13 protein-coding genes and 1 tRNA gene are annotated in these 15,764 nt (G+C 46.7%); 4 read left to right on the top strand and 10 right to left on the bottom strand.

Annotation, left to right across the window (positions count from 1 at the left end; all coding sequences use genetic code 11):
• Positions 1 to 44: 44 nt before the first annotated feature.
• Positions 45 to 956, bottom strand: a complete 912-nt coding sequence (locus N7268_RS13405; protein WP_260863285.1) for a LysR family transcriptional regulator — start codon at positions 954 to 956, stop codon at positions 45 to 47.
• Positions 957 to 1,064: 108 nt separating this feature from the next.
• Between N7268_RS13405 and N7268_RS13400 the strand changes: the two genes are divergently transcribed.
• The 3 genes from N7268_RS13400 (at position 1,065) to N7268_RS13390 (ending at position 2,852) form a co-directional block, all read left to right on the top strand.
• Entirely contained in the window at positions 1,065 to 1,925 is an 861-nt protein-coding gene (locus N7268_RS13400) for a pirin family protein (protein ID WP_260863284.1), read from the top strand.
• A 16-nt stretch (positions 1,926 to 1,941) separates the two neighbouring features.
• Positions 1,942 to 2,619, top strand: a complete 678-nt coding sequence (locus N7268_RS13395) for an isochorismatase family protein (protein WP_005123590.1) — start codon at positions 1,942 to 1,944, stop codon at positions 2,617 to 2,619.
• A gap of 148 nt (positions 2,620 to 2,767) precedes the next feature.
• Positions 2,768 to 2,852: transfer RNA gene (locus N7268_RS13390), tRNA-Ser, on the top strand.
• A gap of 339 nt (positions 2,853 to 3,191) precedes the next feature.
• Here the strand turns inward: N7268_RS13390 and N7268_RS13385 are convergent.
• Positions 3,192 to 4,715, bottom strand: a complete 1,524-nt coding sequence (locus N7268_RS13385; RefSeq protein WP_260863283.1) for a sensor domain-containing diguanylate cyclase — start codon at positions 4,713 to 4,715, stop codon at positions 3,192 to 3,194.
• A 901-nt stretch (positions 4,716 to 5,616) separates the two neighbouring features.
• On the opposite strand from N7268_RS13385, the gene N7268_RS13380 reads away from it, so the two are divergent.
• Positions 5,617 to 7,839 (top strand): EAL domain-containing protein, encoded by a 2,223-nt coding sequence (locus N7268_RS13380; protein ID WP_260863282.1) that lies wholly within the window; start codon positions 5,617 to 5,619, stop codon positions 7,837 to 7,839.
• A 76-nt stretch (positions 7,840 to 7,915) separates the two neighbouring features.
• Here N7268_RS13380 and rlmC read toward each other — a convergent pair whose 3' ends face one another.
• The 8 genes from rlmC to rimK form a co-directional block, all read right to left on the bottom strand.
• The gene (gene rlmC / locus N7268_RS13375; RefSeq protein ID WP_260863281.1) at positions 7,916 to 9,043 is read right to left on the bottom strand and encodes a 23S rRNA (uracil(747)-C(5))-methyltransferase RlmC; all 1,128 of its coding nucleotides are present in this window, start codon (positions 9,041 to 9,043) and stop codon (positions 7,916 to 7,918) included.
• Positions 9,044 to 9,083: 40 nt separating this feature from the next.
• Positions 9,084 to 9,611 (bottom strand): YbjO family protein, encoded by a 528-nt coding sequence (locus tag N7268_RS13370; protein WP_260863554.1) that lies wholly within the window; start codon positions 9,609 to 9,611, stop codon positions 9,084 to 9,086.
• A 20-nt stretch (positions 9,612 to 9,631) separates the two neighbouring features.
• On the bottom strand, positions 9,632 to 10,477 hold the full coding sequence (potI, locus tag N7268_RS13365) for a putrescine ABC transporter permease PotI (protein ID WP_260863280.1): 846 nt from the start codon (positions 10,475 to 10,477) through the stop codon (positions 9,632 to 9,634).
• Positions 10,474 to 11,427 carry a putrescine ABC transporter permease PotH gene (gene potH, locus N7268_RS13360; RefSeq protein WP_260863279.1) on the bottom strand — a complete coding sequence of 318 codons (954 nt, stop codon included), beginning with the start codon at positions 11,425 to 11,427 and terminating at the stop codon, positions 10,474 to 10,476. Before potH ends, potI begins: the two co-directional genes overlap by 4 nt.
• 9 nt (positions 11,428 to 11,436) lie before the next feature.
• Positions 11,437 to 12,570, bottom strand: a complete 1,134-nt coding sequence (gene potG / locus N7268_RS13355; RefSeq protein WP_260863278.1) for a putrescine ABC transporter ATP-binding subunit PotG — start codon at positions 12,568 to 12,570, stop codon at positions 11,437 to 11,439.
• A gap of 139 nt (positions 12,571 to 12,709) precedes the next feature.
• A complete protein-coding gene (gene potF / locus N7268_RS13350) occupies positions 12,710 to 13,822 on the bottom strand; it encodes a spermidine/putrescine ABC transporter substrate-binding protein PotF (RefSeq protein ID WP_260863277.1) in 1,113 nt (370 codons plus the stop codon).
• A gap of 431 nt (positions 13,823 to 14,253) precedes the next feature.
• Entirely contained in the window at positions 14,254 to 14,730 is a 477-nt protein-coding gene (locus tag N7268_RS13345; RefSeq protein ID WP_260863276.1) for a YbjN domain-containing protein, read from the bottom strand.
• A gap of 90 nt (positions 14,731 to 14,820) precedes the next feature.
• Positions 14,821 to 15,723, bottom strand: a complete 903-nt coding sequence (gene rimK, locus N7268_RS13340) for a 30S ribosomal protein S6--L-glutamate ligase (RefSeq protein WP_198904728.1) — start codon at positions 15,721 to 15,723, stop codon at positions 14,821 to 14,823.
• Positions 15,724 to 15,764 lie beyond the last annotated feature (41 nt).

Genomic DNA, 15,764 nt, shown 5'->3' with positions numbered 1-15,764 from the left:
AAGGTCGGTTTAACCGGCCTTTTTTGTGCGCCGTAATTATGTATTTAATCCTCGATCATTCGCGCATATTCTTCCGTCAGGAAATCCACCAATGCGCGAACCGAGGGCAACAACCCTCTACGGGACGGAAAAACAGCGTGAATGATCTCTCGCTTAGGTTCCCAGCCATCCAGTAATGCCACCAGTTCCCCCGCCGCTAATTGCTCTTTGACCATCAGTTGCGGAAGTTGAACAACGCCGACACCGGCTACCGCGGCCTCACGTAATGCCAGCATATCGGTGGTGATCATGCGGGGCGTAAAATGCACTTCCGCACGCGCGCCCTGTGGGCCAAACAACTCCCAGCGATGCAGATGTTTACCTGCCGCCAGGCTCAGCCCCGGCCATTGGGTCAACTCGGCAGGCGCGTGTAGCTCCCCCATTTTATCAATCAGCTTCGGGCTGGCATACAGCCGATGCCCCCTATCAGCCAGTACCCGCATGACCAGGTCGCTATCTTCAAAAGGACGGGGCCTGACGCGAATCGCCACGTCAAGACCTTCTCCAACCACATCCACCCGGCGGTTCGTGGCCTCAAGCTGTACCGATACATCCGGATAGCGCGCCATAAATCTGGCCAGCATAGGGCCAACATGCACATGCAGCAACGTGACCGGGCAAGTCAGTTTTACAATGCCACGCGGCTCAACCTGCAATGCGGCAATGGCATCCTGCGCGGCCTGCGCTTCCACCAGCATCGCCTTACAGTGTTCATAAAATGTCTGCCCGACCTCTGTCACGTTAAACTGTCGGGTTGTTCGCTGGATCAAGCGCACACCCAGTCTCTCCTCCAGTTGTGCAATGCGTCGGCTGAGTTTTGATTTAGGTTCATCGAGCGCTCGCCCGGCCGCCGCGAATCCCCCCTCTTCGACAACATGAACAAACCACGCAAAATCATTGAGATCCAGCTTTGTCATTTCATTGTCCTATTTATGAGACTGTGAGAGCTATTTTAGCGACTACCCAGCTCGCTGTCATGAATATAAGCTTATTCACATCAAGACAACGCCACTGAGGAGAGCAATATGAAACAAGTCACAGGCGTCTACACAGCACCGCGTCCCCACTGGGTTGGCGATGGGTTCCCGGTTCGTTCGATGTTCTCTTACCAGTCTCATGCCGAACAGTTAAGTCCGTTCCTGCTGCTGGATTACGCCGGCCCACATACCTTCACGCCGGGTAGCGAAAAACGCGGCGTCGGCGAGCATCCGCATCGTGGTTTTGAGACGGTAACCATTGTTTACAGTGGCGAAGTCGAACACCGCGACTCCACCGGGCGTGGCGGCGTTATCGGCCCAGGCGATGTGCAGTGGATGACCGCTGGCGCGGGGATCTTACACGAAGAGTTTCATTCGCCAGCATTTACCCAAAAAGGCGGCGAACTGGAAATGGTGCAACTGTGGGTGAATCTGCCAGCAAAAGACAAAATGGCCGCACCTGGTTATCAGGGCATTCGCAGCGACGTTATCCCTGATGTCGCCCTGCCCGATGAAGCCGGTAACGTTCGTGTCATCGCGGGTAGTTATCAGGATACCAAAGGTCCGGCGCACACCTTTTCCCCGCTGAACGTCTGGGATATGCGTTTACACGCTAACCGCCAGGTCACGCTGTCCCAGCCAGAAGGATGGAGCACTGCGCTGGTTGTTCTGAAAGGGAATATCACCGTAAACGGGATGACCCCCGTCAGTGAAGCGCAACTGGTGGTGCTGAGCCAGCAGGGTAAAACGCTACACATCGAAGCCAGTAGCGATGCCAGCGTGCTGCTGCTGTCCGGCGAACCGTTGAATGAGCCGATTGTTGGTTACGGTCCGTTTGTCATGAATACAAAGCAAGAAATCGCCGAAGCCGTACGCGATTTTAACTCCGGCCGTTTTGGCCAAATCTGAATTGAAGGAGAATACTATGTCCAGTCCTGCAAATTTTAATGGTTCACGCCCGGTCATCGACGTGAATGATTCAGTGATGTTACTTATCGACCACCAGAGCGGGCTTTTCCAGACTGTTGGAGATATGCCGATGCCAGAACTGCGTGCTCGCGCCGCCGCACTGGCAAAAATGGCTAGCCTGGCGAAGATGCCGGTGATTACGACCGCTTCCGTCCCGCAGGGACCTAACGGTCCATTGATCCCTGAGATCCACGCAAATGCGCCCCATGCGCAATACGTCGCACGTAAAGGCGAAATCAACGCCTGGGATAACGAAGACTTCGTTAAAGCGGTAAAAGCAACCGGGCGTAAGACACTGATTATCGCCGGTACAATTACCAGCGTGTGTATGGCCTTCCCAGCGATAAGCGCAGTTGCCGAAGGTTACAAGGTTTTTGCTGTGATTGATGCTTCCGGTACCTACAGCAAGATGGCACAGGAAATCACGCTGGCACGCGTGGTTCAGGCTGGTGTCGTGCCGATGGATACCGCTGCTGTCGCTTCTGAGATTCAGGGGACATGGAACCGTGAAGACGCCGCAGAATGGGCGGAAGTGTACACAAAAGTATTCCCGGCCTATCAGTTGCTGATTGAAAGCTACAGCAAGGCTCAGGAAGTCGTAACCAACGGCGAAAAGCTGGACTCTCAGCGTTAATACTCCTCTCCGCGCCTATTCGGGCGGAGAATATGTACATTGCGTAACCAAACGACAGTGAACACGTAAATTCTGCTTGACCGTTTTAGCGCAACTCCCTATAGTAGCGCCCCGTTGCCCCCCAAGCGGTCAGGCAGCAATACAATATGGTGAGGTGTCCGAGTGGCTGAAGGAGCACGCCTGGAAAGTGTGTATACGGCAACGTATCCGGGGTTCGAATCCCCGCCTCACCGTCATATTTGAAGAAGAGCTCGTACGAAAGTACGGGCTTTTTTTTCGCATTTAGCACCCACCAGGGGATGAGAACACCGGACCGGGGTTCGACAACTGGCGCAGCCAGTTGGACAGACCACGAACGCAGAGAGTGGGCTGCCCCGAAGGGGCGAGCAAAGCGAGTCAATCCCCGCCTCACCGCCATATTTGAAGAAGAGCTCGCATTGATATGCGGGCTTTTTTTTCGCATTTAGCACCCACCAGAGGATGAGAACACCGGACCGGGGTTTCACAACAGTCGGGCAGGTCACGAATAAAATAGGGAGTGTTCAGTTATAAACACTCCTCATTCTTCATAGTTAATTACTTATTATCATATTTTTCCCGCTTTTCTTAGCATTATAAAGTGCTTGATCGGCACGAGAAATCAGATCATCAAGATAGTCACCGTTCTCCCATGTGGTTATCCCACCACTGAAAGAAACTTTCAGTGCAGACTCTTTCCAGTCTCGCTCATTAACCTGTAAACGCCATGCGTTAAGTAACGATATACTCGTTTGGAGATCTTTCTTCGGGAAAAGAATAATAATTTCTTCCCCGCCTACTCGATAAATAGGATTCTCTTCTCCTAAAATTCTTTTACCTTCTCTTGCAACGAATTTTAGAACATCATCCCCAATAAGATGTCCAAAATTATCATTTATTAATTTGAAATCATCCAAATCAATCATTGCCAGACAGAACTCACTTTGTTCTGAGATCAAGATATCAATATCATCTTCGAGTTTTTTGCGATTAAATAAATGGGTCAAATTATCGACCACCATTTCATGCTGCACTAATTTAAGCCTAGTTCGTTGTTTTGCAATTTCTCGTTCCAACCCATCCAGGTTTAAGCTTTTAGATGATACATCAATACCATTTGCACCAAGATAAATCTTCCCTACCAATTGTTTATTATATGTGCTATACAAAAAGAACAATATTAACAATATTAATATGCAGATTATTGATGCTACGTAGAACAACAAATATGAACGTTCAAAATATTTACTTTGGTTATATTCATCTACAGAGGTAAACGCAATCCAGTTAGGTGCTGAATAATACTTATAAAATACCAGCGCATTATCTTTATCATAGAAATACCCAGAGGTCTTCTTTGCTTTTTCAATCCACTCTTGTGGTATTTCGCTGCGCAATATTTCACGAGAGTTAGGGGAAATAACCACCCTACCATCATAGGTTGTAATTAAAAACTGACCATGATATGGAATGATTTTATCTCTAAGAAGTTCTGATATTTTATTTAAATCCACATCAGCTGCAATAACACCCAACATTCGGCTATCTTCGCTTATAATTGTGACGCTGCTTGTTACATGCCACTGCTTATTGTCAATAGCATCCTGGCCAGTAGTTATATAGGGATCGGTGTAATAGATTTGCCCCGATTGATTTAATCTATACCATGGCCTAAGTTTGGGATCAAAATCCTTTTCGAATCGGATATGTTCAGGATAGGTTTTATAATTCCCATTAATATCATTTACAACAACAATGTTTTCAAGATACGAATATGAATTCATTATTGCTGCGATTTTATCATTAACGGATTTTGAATCAGGAGATATATATTTTTGAATCTGCTCAGGACTGGCTAATATTTCAGAAATATTAGCCAGTGTTTTATTTATATCTGATACGGGAATACTAATACTATCAATTGCCGTATTTATATTAAAACGATATAACGTCTCATTTAAAGATTCAGTTGAAGACACTTTGATATATATATAAAATGTCAACGACATTATAGACAAAGGAACTAATAGCATCATACACAATATAAATTGTAATTTTTTACCAGAGACTTTTTCCATTATAGATTCCATAAAAAAGCGATTACTTATATTAATCATTCTTTATTGATAATGAATGATTTAAAAAGACCTTATAGGGAATTGTACCGAAAAAAAACACATGTGAAACATTGTTTTATTTGTCAACCCAATGAGTCATAGATGCATAAATTACTCAAACCCATCAATTAAATCAATTTTTCTTTGATGTTATTTTTTCAAAATATTTTTAATATAATTGCTGTTAATGTTTTTTTTGGCTTCATTTAGAAAGTCAACTTTCACTTTTATCTCAAAAGAACTTCATTCAAAACAAGTAATATAAAAAACATTAAATTACAGATAGTTAAAATAAGGAAAACGAGAGATTGCAAAGTTGAGACTGGCAGGTGTGGACAAAATGCTCCCAAAATAAATGTTATCATTAAATTTTATTCATGTTTACTTTAACCAGAACAAAAAAAGAAACATAATATTAACATTCTTCCGTATTTCGATTATTACCTTATCTAAAATTTCTGCAACCTATTCAGAACTCTCTCATTTGGCATGTCTCCATACGATACAAAAACTGACTACCACATATCAGTGTCAGCCCTTTTCATTCCTGGTGTTCAAATAAAGAGATCTACATCTAATTATTTAAAAGTCATGAAATAAAAAAATGCCAAATGATAGCCAGCAGCGATCATTTTTATATCCACTGATCTACAAAACCTATCAATCGAAACTATTGATTAACATGTATTGATCGTTATAACCGATCAAAATATAGTACAAACATGTGTGTTTGTATTTTTATAACACCACAACAAAAAATAAACACAAAGGATACACCAGAGTAAAAATGTGGCATCATTTTCACAATGTCAACATTAATAACTCTGGTGGCTAAGATTCCACCAAAAACAAATAAAGTATAATGTACATAGCAAAAAAAGATGCAGTACCCTTTAAAATGAAGACAAACTTTTTGTACACAAGTCTCTTCTTTCTGTTCTTTCAATTTATAGAAGGAAATTTAACTACCCATGAGCATATTGCGAGCACGACATTAAGATTCTATGATCTTTCATTACCCTTAATTTCTGCTTTTCTTGTGCTGTATAGAATAAATGCACTTCCGGCTCTGTCCATACTATGGATTTATTCTCTTACCTTTAATCCATTACCAGATACAATAATACTGACTTCACAGTTGCTGGCTGCATTGATGAGTCAGATTTTATATTATCGCAGCACAGGGAAGCGAGGTATCGTTAGCTTTGGACGTAGCCAATTTCTTATCTGGCGGCTTGGATGGTTAATATGTTGCAATTCAGCCTTGTTTATTATATTTAATTGCGGGCTGCAATCTTGGTTTGGCACCGTATTATCTACAGATATTTTCAGTCAACAAGTGCTAATAAATTTGCAATGGGTAATGAACTCATGCATTACAGGCATCCCTTTTTGTTATCTATTACTTAGAATTTGTAATAAACCTAAGTGGGGATTAAACTATATAAATAGGATGTCATTTCTAATAAAAACAGGCCCCAGACCTGAATATCAATGCATCTGGCTATTATTAATCATAATCATCATGGCATGTCTTATTTCAGAAAAAAATAGTATATTATTATTTACTGATTATTCATCATTATGGCTATTGCCAATTATGTTATGGGGAGCAATAAACATTGGACATGCATTATTGGCTCCAATCTGGGTAATTATTCTTATATTGTTAGGAGTATATGTTAATGGCTACATCTTCCAAAATGATACAGTTTCGTTTGACAACTACATACATAGCTTAATCATATCTTCTACTATACTTTTCATTTACTCGCTATCAATTGTAACTACCGGTATTTTATCAGACCGTAACCGAAGAAATGTCAGACATCTTACGAGGCTATATCGCTCCGAACCTAATACTGGCCTACCAAACCTTCATGCTCTACGAATGGATGTGATGAAAAAACAAACAAAGGTATTATGTCAAATCCGTTTTTTAGAATTAAATGAGTTAGAGCAAACCTATGGCGTTGAATTTCGATTTGGATTCATTAAAGCATTAAGTTCATATCTGACGAAGTTATTACATTGTCATGAGCAAATATATTATACACCAGGCCAGGGATTAATACTCAGGCTTAATTCCACTCCGGATATTTCATTTATCTATAATGCTGTGAATAACTTCAGATTTAAATGGGATAATTTCACGTTAGGTATCAACTGCGGTATTGCTTATACTACAGATGAATACTTAATTCATGAATACTCAGAGACGATAAAAAAACTAAGAAATAATAGTCATATATCAATACTTCAAGGCAGACCAATAGCTATCAGTGGGTCTTCTCCAGGTGAAAATATCATCAGCACCGGACTTATACGGGATGTATTACAAAAGGCAATTGACCGACAGTCATTTCAATTGATGGCACAACCTATTATGACAACGATGTTAACTGTACAGCCAATCATCTCCAACTGCGGTAAAACCCACTATCATGAGATCCTTACACGTCTAAAAACGGAGGATGGAAAATTAATTTTCCCTGATACATTTATTTCTGTTGCACGTAAAGGAGGATTACTGCCATCATTAGATATCACTGTAATTGAACAAACGCTTCATTTTATGCAATCTCGTAAAAACTCTGCTCCTGATTGTTTTTTTTCAATAAACCTTATGCCAGAATCAATGATCCAGACAAATTTTCTGGCTAATGTACAGACATTATTTAAAAAATATAAGATTGCACCAAATCGTATTATATTCGAAATCATTGAATCTGAAATCCTTGATAATGAACATGTCTCAAACACATTAAACGGACTACGAGAAACAGGAAGTAGAATTGCAATTGATGACTTTGGCACAGGATCATCCAGCTATGAGCGACTCCGTAGCCTGGATGCCGATATCCTGAAAATCGATGGTTCATTTATAAAAAAAATTACCTCAGACCCATTCAGCTATTGTGCAGTTAAATCATTTTGCGAAATCGCAAAGCTGAAGAAAATGGTAATCGTTGCCGAGTTTGTGGAAAATGAAGAAATAGCAAAAATGCTCATTGATATGGGCGTTGACTGGTTACAGGGTTATCATATTGGAAAACCCGTTCCGATTGAGTTAGCTCAACTATAAATTTATGACTGTAACCACGCACCCGTATGGGTGCGTGTATTACCTGAATATTGCCCGCCATCAGGCATAAAATAAATTATCGTCTGCTGAGCAGCGTCAACACTTCATAATGGGCGGTATGCGGGAACATATCGAAAAGCTGAACCCGTTCAATGTGGTATCCCGACAGCTCACGAATATCCGCAGCCATGGTTTGGGCATTGCAGCTGGAATACACGATAAAACGTGGCGCCATCCCGGAAAGAAAATCGCACAACGGTTTGCCAATTCCGCGACGCGGCGGATTAACCAGCACCAGATCCGGTACGTCTGCTTGTGCGGTGGCAAATTGGGTTGAGTCAAACGCCTGAAAATGCAGATTCTGTAGCCCTAATTCTTGCGCGGACTGTTTCGCGCAAGTAATCGCCTCTGGCGCGATTTCAATACCTGTCAGTTTCATCTGAGGTGTCGCACAATGCAGGCCAAAACCTCCTACACCGCAAAACAGATCCCACATATGATTAACGGGAAGCTGGCGAACCCAGTCTCGCGCCGTAGCGTATAAACGACTGGCCACAACAGGGTTAGTCTGGAAAAAGCTCTGTGGGCGTATCCACAAGGGTACATCGTTAAACCGTTCAGCCAGGGCTTGTTGCTCTGTCAGGAAGATTTCCCTCTCCCCTTCCATAATCGCCATATGAACGGGTTGAATATTGGCTGTAATGACCTTCAACTGCGGTAACTGTGCCTGCAACCACGGCAATGCCGCGCGCAGTTGCGCCAGTTTGGCATCTGAGCGTAGGACAAAACGCAACATCATACCGCCGTCGAACTGACTTTCCGTTAACAGCAAATATTTGAGTTCACCCCGTTTGCGTGCCACGTTGTATGGCGTAAGCCCCGCGCGCGCAATAAACGGTTTTAGTGCGGCAAATACCGGAGCAAATGAGGAAGGATAGAGCGGGCAATCGCATAAATCCTCAGGCGTGCCGTCACGATGCAACATGCCCAGCAGCGGTTTTTCCACACTGCCGCTTACGACCATTTTGGCTTTATTACGAAAAGCGCTTTCCGGGCCACTGACCGGCGCGCACCATTCTCCGATCGTATTATCAGCAAGCAGATTTTGGAGATCGGCTGTTTTCGCGGAGAGTTGATCGCCGATGGGCTGCTTTATCCACTGACAGGAGCGACAGCGATCGGCATCATAGAGTGCGCACTGCATACAAAAACCTTCAAATTTACCGGGGCGAAGATTATACACATTATTGCAAGCGGAAGAACCGTCGACTGGACGCAGGAACGAACAGCAGCAGTAGCACCAGCATATCAGGCAATTTTTGCATCACCAGCGTACGGAAAATTTCACGTCGGGATTCACCGGCAATACTGAACAGTTCCGGGTACCCATAGCCCAGCGATGCTGCCCACAGGTAGCTGGTCGCAACAATCTGCGTCAACAGATACACCCATCGTGCCCAGTTACGGCCTTTTACCAGGGAAAAGGCGCAATAAATCTCAATAAAGAGCAGCACCAGACTGCCTAAAAATACCAGCGTCAAATCCCAGGTCTGCACACTGCGATGAATAAACTCGCTTGTTCCTCGAACGCCAAGCGTATTAAAAATCATCAACAGGTCGAGGCCGCGAATCAAAATAATAGCGAGCGCCGCCACCTGCACCAGAGCAGGTACATTTAAGCGGGCATGAGATGTCGAAGATTTCTTAAAAAAACCCAACGCGTCGTCTTCCGTGAAAACGGTGCAACGATAAACGCTGCACCGTGTAGACAGGTTGGCAGATTTTAGTTTTTTCAGCTGCGTCTTGCACGCTGGATATCGCGCAACCGCTGTTTTTCTGTCCGAGCCATCAGATACCACGCGATAAATCCGATAATTCCGACCACACCGAGAATCAGCGTTGCCAGCGCGTTAATCTCCGGGTTCACCCCCATGCGTACGCTGGAGAACACCAGCATCGGCAAGGTTGTCGCCCCGGGGCCAGAGACAAAACTGGCGATCACCAGATCATCCAGCGACAGCGTGAACGCCAGCAACCAGCCGGAGATCACCGCAGGCATAATCATTGGCAGCGTGATGACAAAAAAGACCTTCAGCGGTGTCGCCCCCAGATCCATTGCCGCTTCTTCGATCGAGTGATCCAATTCGCGCAAGCGCGAAGAGATAACCACCGCAACATACGCCGTACAGAAGGTGACGTGCGCCAGCCAGATGGTCAGCATGCCGCGATCCGCGGGCCAGCCAATGGCATGCGCCATAGCCACAAACAGCAGGAGCAACGACAAACCGGTAATCACATCCGGCATAACCAGTGGCGCGGTTATCATAAAAGCAAAACCGTTTGATCCACGGAAACGACCAAAACGGACCATCACAACCGCAGCAATCGTGCCGAGGATAGCTGCCATCGTCGCCGCACAGGCGGCAATCGTTAAGCTCATCCCCACAGCGCTCATCATCGCGGTATCGTGGAATAGTTCACCGTACCAGCGTGTTGACCAGCCCGCCCAAACCGTTACCAGTTTGGAGCTGTTGAACGAATAGATCACCAACATCAGCATCGGCGCATACAGGAAGGTAAATCCCAGCACCAGAATAAAAATACGCCACGGCGAGCGAACGACCGGTAAGTTATTCATCCGTGTTCCCCCACACTTTTTTGCTGATATTTGTGGAACCACATGATCGGCACAATCAGCAGCAATAACATAATGATGGCGACTGCAGAGGCCACTGGCCAGTCACGGTTGTTGAAGAACTCCTGCCACAGCACACGACCAATCATAATGCTGTCAGGTCCGCCTAGCAGTTCAGGGATCACAAACTCCCCTACTGCCGGAATAAACACCAGCATTGACCCGGCGATAATCCCGCCTTTGGTCAACGGCACAATCACGCTAAAGAAGGTTTTCAACGGTCTGGCGCCGAGATCGAGCGCGGCTTCCACCAGTGAATAATCAATGCGCGTTAATGCGGTATAAATTGGCAGCACCATAAAGGGCAAATAGGCATAAACAATTCCGATATAAACCGCCAGATTGGTATGCAGAATTGTCAGCGGCTGATCGATAACCCCCAACCACATCAGGAAGTTGTTCAATACCCCGTTGTTTTTCAGGATCCCCATCCAGGCATAAACACGAATCAGAAAAGAGGTCCAGGAAGGCAAGATCACCAGTAACAGCAAAATGTTTCGCGTTGACGGTTTGCTGTGCGCCACCGCCCATGCCAGCGGATACCCCAGCAACAGACAACAGATCGTCGAGATCCCTGCCACCTGCAGAGACTGCAAATAGGCATCAAAATAGAGAGGATCGTCCGTCAGTTGTAGAAAGTTGCCCAGATTGAGTGTGATGGATAACTGATCGTCCGCCCATGCAACAAGATCGGTATACGGAGGAATCGCCCGCGCCATCTCTGAGAGGCTTATCTTAAAGACGATCAGAAAAGGCAGCAAAAACAGGAGAACCAGCCAAACATAAGGCAAGGCTATCACCAGCTTTCGCCCGTGTTTCATCTGCATCCGCGACATAAACAGCGTAAAACGGCCTGCTTTATCCATACGCGCCGGAGGTTCAAGTGTACTCATCTTCACTCCTTAAACCGTCAACACGACACAGCTGTCCGCATCCCAACACAAACGAACTTCATCACCCCAGGTCGGTAACCCTTTGCGATAGCGATGTTCGTTTTGTAACTGGGCACTCAGCATCTGGCCGCTTTTTAAACGCACGTGGTAGACAGACAAATCGCCAAGATAGGCAATGTGTACCACTTCCCCCACCGCAAAGTTGTAGCCATCAGCCGGAGGAGCCTCACAGAGCATGATTTTTTCCGGGCGTAGCGCGACATAGACCGGCACGTTATCAACAATCGAGGCATCCGCATCCACTTTCAGCGGGTGTACCAGCCCAGGAGAGTCAATCACCAGGCCATCTTCCTGACGCGCTTTCAGCAATCCCTCAAAGACATTTACCGAACCGATAAATTCCGCGCTGTAACGTGTGGTCGGATGCTCATAAATCTCTTCTGGCTCGCCAATTTGCACGAACTTGCCGCGATTCATGATCGCGATACGACCCGCCATGGTCATGGCTTCTTCCTGGTCGTGCGTCACCATTACGCAGGTCACGCCCACGCGCTCAAGGATATCGACCACTTCCAGCTGCATACGGTCACGCAGTTTTTTATCCAACGCGCCCATCGGTTCATCCAACAGCAGCAGCTTTGGACGCTTCGCCAGGCTACGCGCCAGCGCCACACGCTGACGCTGGCCGCCGGAAAGCTGATGCGGCTTACGTTTGGCAAACTCCTGCATATGCACCAGCCCCAACATCTCGTTAACCCGGCTGGTGATTTCAGACTTCGGCAGTTTGTCCTGCTTGAGCCCAAAAGCGATGTTCTGCTCCACCGTCATGTGCGGAAACAGCGCGTAGGACTGAAACATCATATTGATCGGGCGCAGATACGGCGGGACATGCGCCAAATCGACGCCATCCAGCATAATTTGCCCGGTCGTCGGCAGTTCAAACCCCGCGAGCATACGCAACAAGGTCGATTTGCCGCAGCCGGATGCGCCCAGAAGGGCAAAGATTTCGCCTTTATAGATAGTGAGGCTGACATCATCGACAGCATGCTGGCCATCAAATGACTTGGTCAGGTTACGAATTTCAAGGAGCGGGGTCAGCGCTTTACGGGTCTTCGCCTGCGGGCGGGGGGTTGCATCATTCACTCGAGTGCTCTCCGGCATAAAACAAAGAAACGGTGCAAATAACGCACCACAATGGTGCGTATTGCCGGGTTATACGTGTTCGGGATCAATACAGCCCCGGCGGGCACAAGCACCACCGGGTCATGTCCCGAGCATCAGGTTATTTCCCGCTTTTCACCTTCGTCCAGGCACGGGTACGGACACGATCGATCTTCGGATCCTGTACTTTCAGCGTGAACAGCTTAGCTCGCACATCGGCAGGCGGGTAAATGCCTGGGTTGTCACGAACCTCAGCGCTGACCAGCGCCGTCGCTTCTTTGTTGGCATTCGCGTAGAACACATGATCAGAGATATGGGCAATCACGTCCGGACGCAGCAGATAGTTAAGGAACTGGTATGCCTCATCTTTGTTTTTCGCGTCAGCCGGCATTGCGAAAACATCAAAGAACGCCATTGCCCCTTCTTTTGGAATCGAGAAGGAGATATTGACGCCATTTTTCGCTTCTTTAGCACGGTTAGCGGCCTGCCATACGTCCCCTGCCCAGCCAATCGCGACACAGGTATCGCCATTTGCCAGATCGTTAATGTATTGAGAGGAGTGGAAGTAGCGAATATTCGGACGCAGTTTCAACAACAGGTCAGTTGCCGGTCCGGTGTAATCATCCGCTTTGGTGCTGTTAGGATCTTTCCCCAAATAGTTCAGCACGGTAGCAAAGACTTCTTCGGGCGCATCCAGGAAAGAGACACCGCAGCTTTTGAGTTTTTCCAGATTTTCTGGCTTCAGGATCAGATCCCAGCTGTTTACCGGGGCATCAGCACCCAATACCGCTTTAACTTTATCGACGTTGTAGCCGATGCCGGTGGTTGCCCACATATATGGCATGGCAAATTTATTGTCGGGATCGTGTTTCGCTACCAGCTTCAGCAATTCAGGGTCGAGGTTTTTCCAGCCCGGAAGTTTGCTTTTATCCAGCGGCTGAAAAACACCCGCGGTCAACTGACGCTCAAGGAAACTGGCGGAAGGTACCACCAGATCAAAACCGGTACTGCCGGCCATGAGCTTTCCTTCAAGCACCTCATTGGAATCGAAGACATCATAAATGACTTTAATCCCGGTCTCTTTTTCAAAATTAGCCACCGTATCCGGGGCGATATAATCAGACCAGTTATAAATATGCAGTGTTTTTTGTTCAGCAGCGAGCGTGCCGGCAGAGATGGCCATCAGAGCACCCGCAACCAGGCCTGATAACCATTTTTTATTTAAGGCGGTCATAATCTCTTTCCTTCTGAAAGTTCGTTAACAAACGAACAAAAAAGTCACACTCTACGATATGCAAGAAACGTGCATATTCTTTCATTAGGCACCGATGAGAAAAGTGGCTTCTCCGCATGCCGCTTCAGCTCGCTGACAGACGCTCACTCCATCCACATGCATAGTGACAATATGTCAGCTCACAAGGGACAAATGAAGGATGACGTTTAAGAGCCTCGCAAGAATAACTTTAGCCAGGATTCAAGGATATAGCCCAGATTAAAAAACGTCTTTTATCAATTTTTTATGCAGGTTTTGTCTATGACATAAAGCGGGCGGCGCGGAATTGAAGTGAATAATTCTTTAACAAAAGGTTAAATGCAGAATAAAAACGTGGAATACGCAACCGCTCTGGCAGCGGCTGCGCTAAAGGCGTGATTGTTCAGAAAGTATTAATGCAAGAAATGGTTCTCGGTGCTGCTGTTTTGCGTTTCGTCTTCAGCGTTAAATAATAGCTGGTGCGCGCCGGCTTCAAGGATCACCATTGACACCTGCTCTTCGCTCTGACGAACAAAATATTCGAACTGCTCGAAGGTAACGCCCGGCATAACGGATAAAGACTGGCAAACCACCAGCTTTGGCAGATTATCATCCTGCATATCCAGAAATGCTTTTACCGTCAGCGAACTGGCATTGATGGCAGAAAGATCGGCAGCAAGGGGCAACAAAGCAGAAGGTCTGACTTCCGCCATCGCGGAGAACAGGATGATGTTATCTACCAAATCAATTTTTGCATCAAAGATGCCGTCAAAGTTCTGCATGTGCGGTAAATGCAGCGCCTGACAGGTATCGCATTCAAAAAAACTCATGCCCAGGTCGTCGAGCCATTGACGCAACGTATCCAGAGTGGGAACGACCAGTGATGTCATAATAATGTGCGACCTCTATTGATGAAAAAAATACCGGCACAGCTTACGCAAAAAGCGCATGGCATACTACTTTGGTAATCGATATTGCGCTTAACCGCCGATTTTAAGGCAAAACTCGGGCGTCGCATGCCGTTCGATCCATTGAATCATTCGCGTAGCGATATCAATTCCCGTCGTTTTCTCAACGCCTTCCAGCCCAGGAGAAGCGTTAACTTCCATGACCAACGGCCCGCGGTTTGCGCGGAGAATATCCACACCCGCCACATCCAGGCCCATTGTCCGGGCAGCTTTGAGCGCTATTTCTCTTTCGCGAGGCGTAATATTGGCAATACTGGCAGCGCCGCCGCGATGGAGATTCGAGCGGAAATCTCCCTCTTTTGCGCAACGCTCAATGGCGGCCACGACTTCATCCCCCACCACGAAGCAGCGAATATCGCGACCTTTCGCCTCTTTGATGTATTCCTGCACGAGAATGTGCGCATTCAGCCCACGAAACGCATCCACGACGCTCTCTGCCGCCTGACGCGTTTCCGCCAGCACCACGCCAATCCCCTGCGTTCCTTCTACCAGTTTCACCACCAGCGGTGCGCCACCGACCATGTCAATCATGTCACTGGTATCGTCAGGCGAGTGTGCGATTCCGGTTACCGGTAGATCGATCCCCTGGCGCGCCAGCAGTTGCAGCGAACGCAATTTGTCGCGTGCACGGGTAATCGCCACCGATTCATTCAACGGATAACTCCCCAGCATCTCAAACTGACGCAACGCCGCCGTCCCATAAAAGGTAATCGCCGAGCCAATGCGTGGAATGACTGCATCAAAATGAGGGAGCTGACGGCCCTTGTAATGAATAGAAGAAGCCGCCGGGCTAATGTTCATATAACAAGAAAGGGGGTCGATGATTTCAACCAGGTGACCGCGATTCATCGCCGCTTCACGCAGGCGTTTACACGAATAGAGCGTTCCGTCCCGGGACAAAATGGCAATTTTCACCCTGCACCTCTCTGAAAGACCTGGTAAAAGCCGGCGTATCA

The sequence above is a fragment of the Citrobacter sp. Marseille-Q6884 genome, assembly GCF_945906775.1.
In the GTDB taxonomy this organism is placed as follows: domain Bacteria; phylum Pseudomonadota; class Gammaproteobacteria; order Enterobacterales; family Enterobacteriaceae; genus Citrobacter.
The sequence above is the reverse complement of the archived record's forward strand: the minus strand, read 5'-3'. Positions and strand labels throughout refer to the sequence as shown.

Bases quoted from the DNA above. Each gene is read 5' to 3' on its own strand.
- N7268_RS13405 (WP_260863285.1), bottom strand. From the start codon at position 956: ATGACAAAGCTGGATCTCAATGATTTTGCGTGGTTTGTTCATGTTGTC.
- N7268_RS13400 (WP_260863284.1), top strand. From the start codon at position 1,065: ATGAAACAAGTCACAGGCGTCTACACAGCACCGCGTCCCCACTGGGTT.
- N7268_RS13395 (WP_005123590.1), top strand. From the start codon at position 1,942: ATGTCCAGTCCTGCAAATTTTAATGGTTCACGCCCGGTCATCGACGTG.
- N7268_RS13385 (WP_260863283.1), bottom strand. From the start codon at position 4,715: ATGGAAAAAGTCTCTGGTAAAAAATTACAATTTATATTGTGTATGATG.
- N7268_RS13380 (WP_260863282.1), top strand. From the start codon at position 5,617: ATGTACATAGCAAAAAAAGATGCAGTACCCTTTAAAATGAAGACAAAC.
- rlmC (WP_260863281.1), bottom strand. From the start codon at position 9,043: ATGCAGTGCGCACTCTATGATGCCGATCGCTGTCGCTCCTGTCAGTGG.
- potI (WP_260863280.1), bottom strand. From the start codon at position 10,477: ATGAATAACTTACCGGTCGTTCGCTCGCCGTGGCGTATTTTTATTCTG.
- potH (WP_260863279.1), bottom strand. From the start codon at position 11,427: ATGAGTACACTTGAACCTCCGGCGCGTATGGATAAAGCAGGCCGTTTT.
- potF (WP_260863277.1), bottom strand. From the start codon at position 13,822: ATGACCGCCTTAAATAAAAAATGGTTATCAGGCCTGGTTGCGGGTGCT.
- N7268_RS13345 (WP_260863276.1), bottom strand. From the start codon at position 14,730: ATGACATCACTGGTCGTTCCCACTCTGGATACGTTGCGTCAATGGCTC.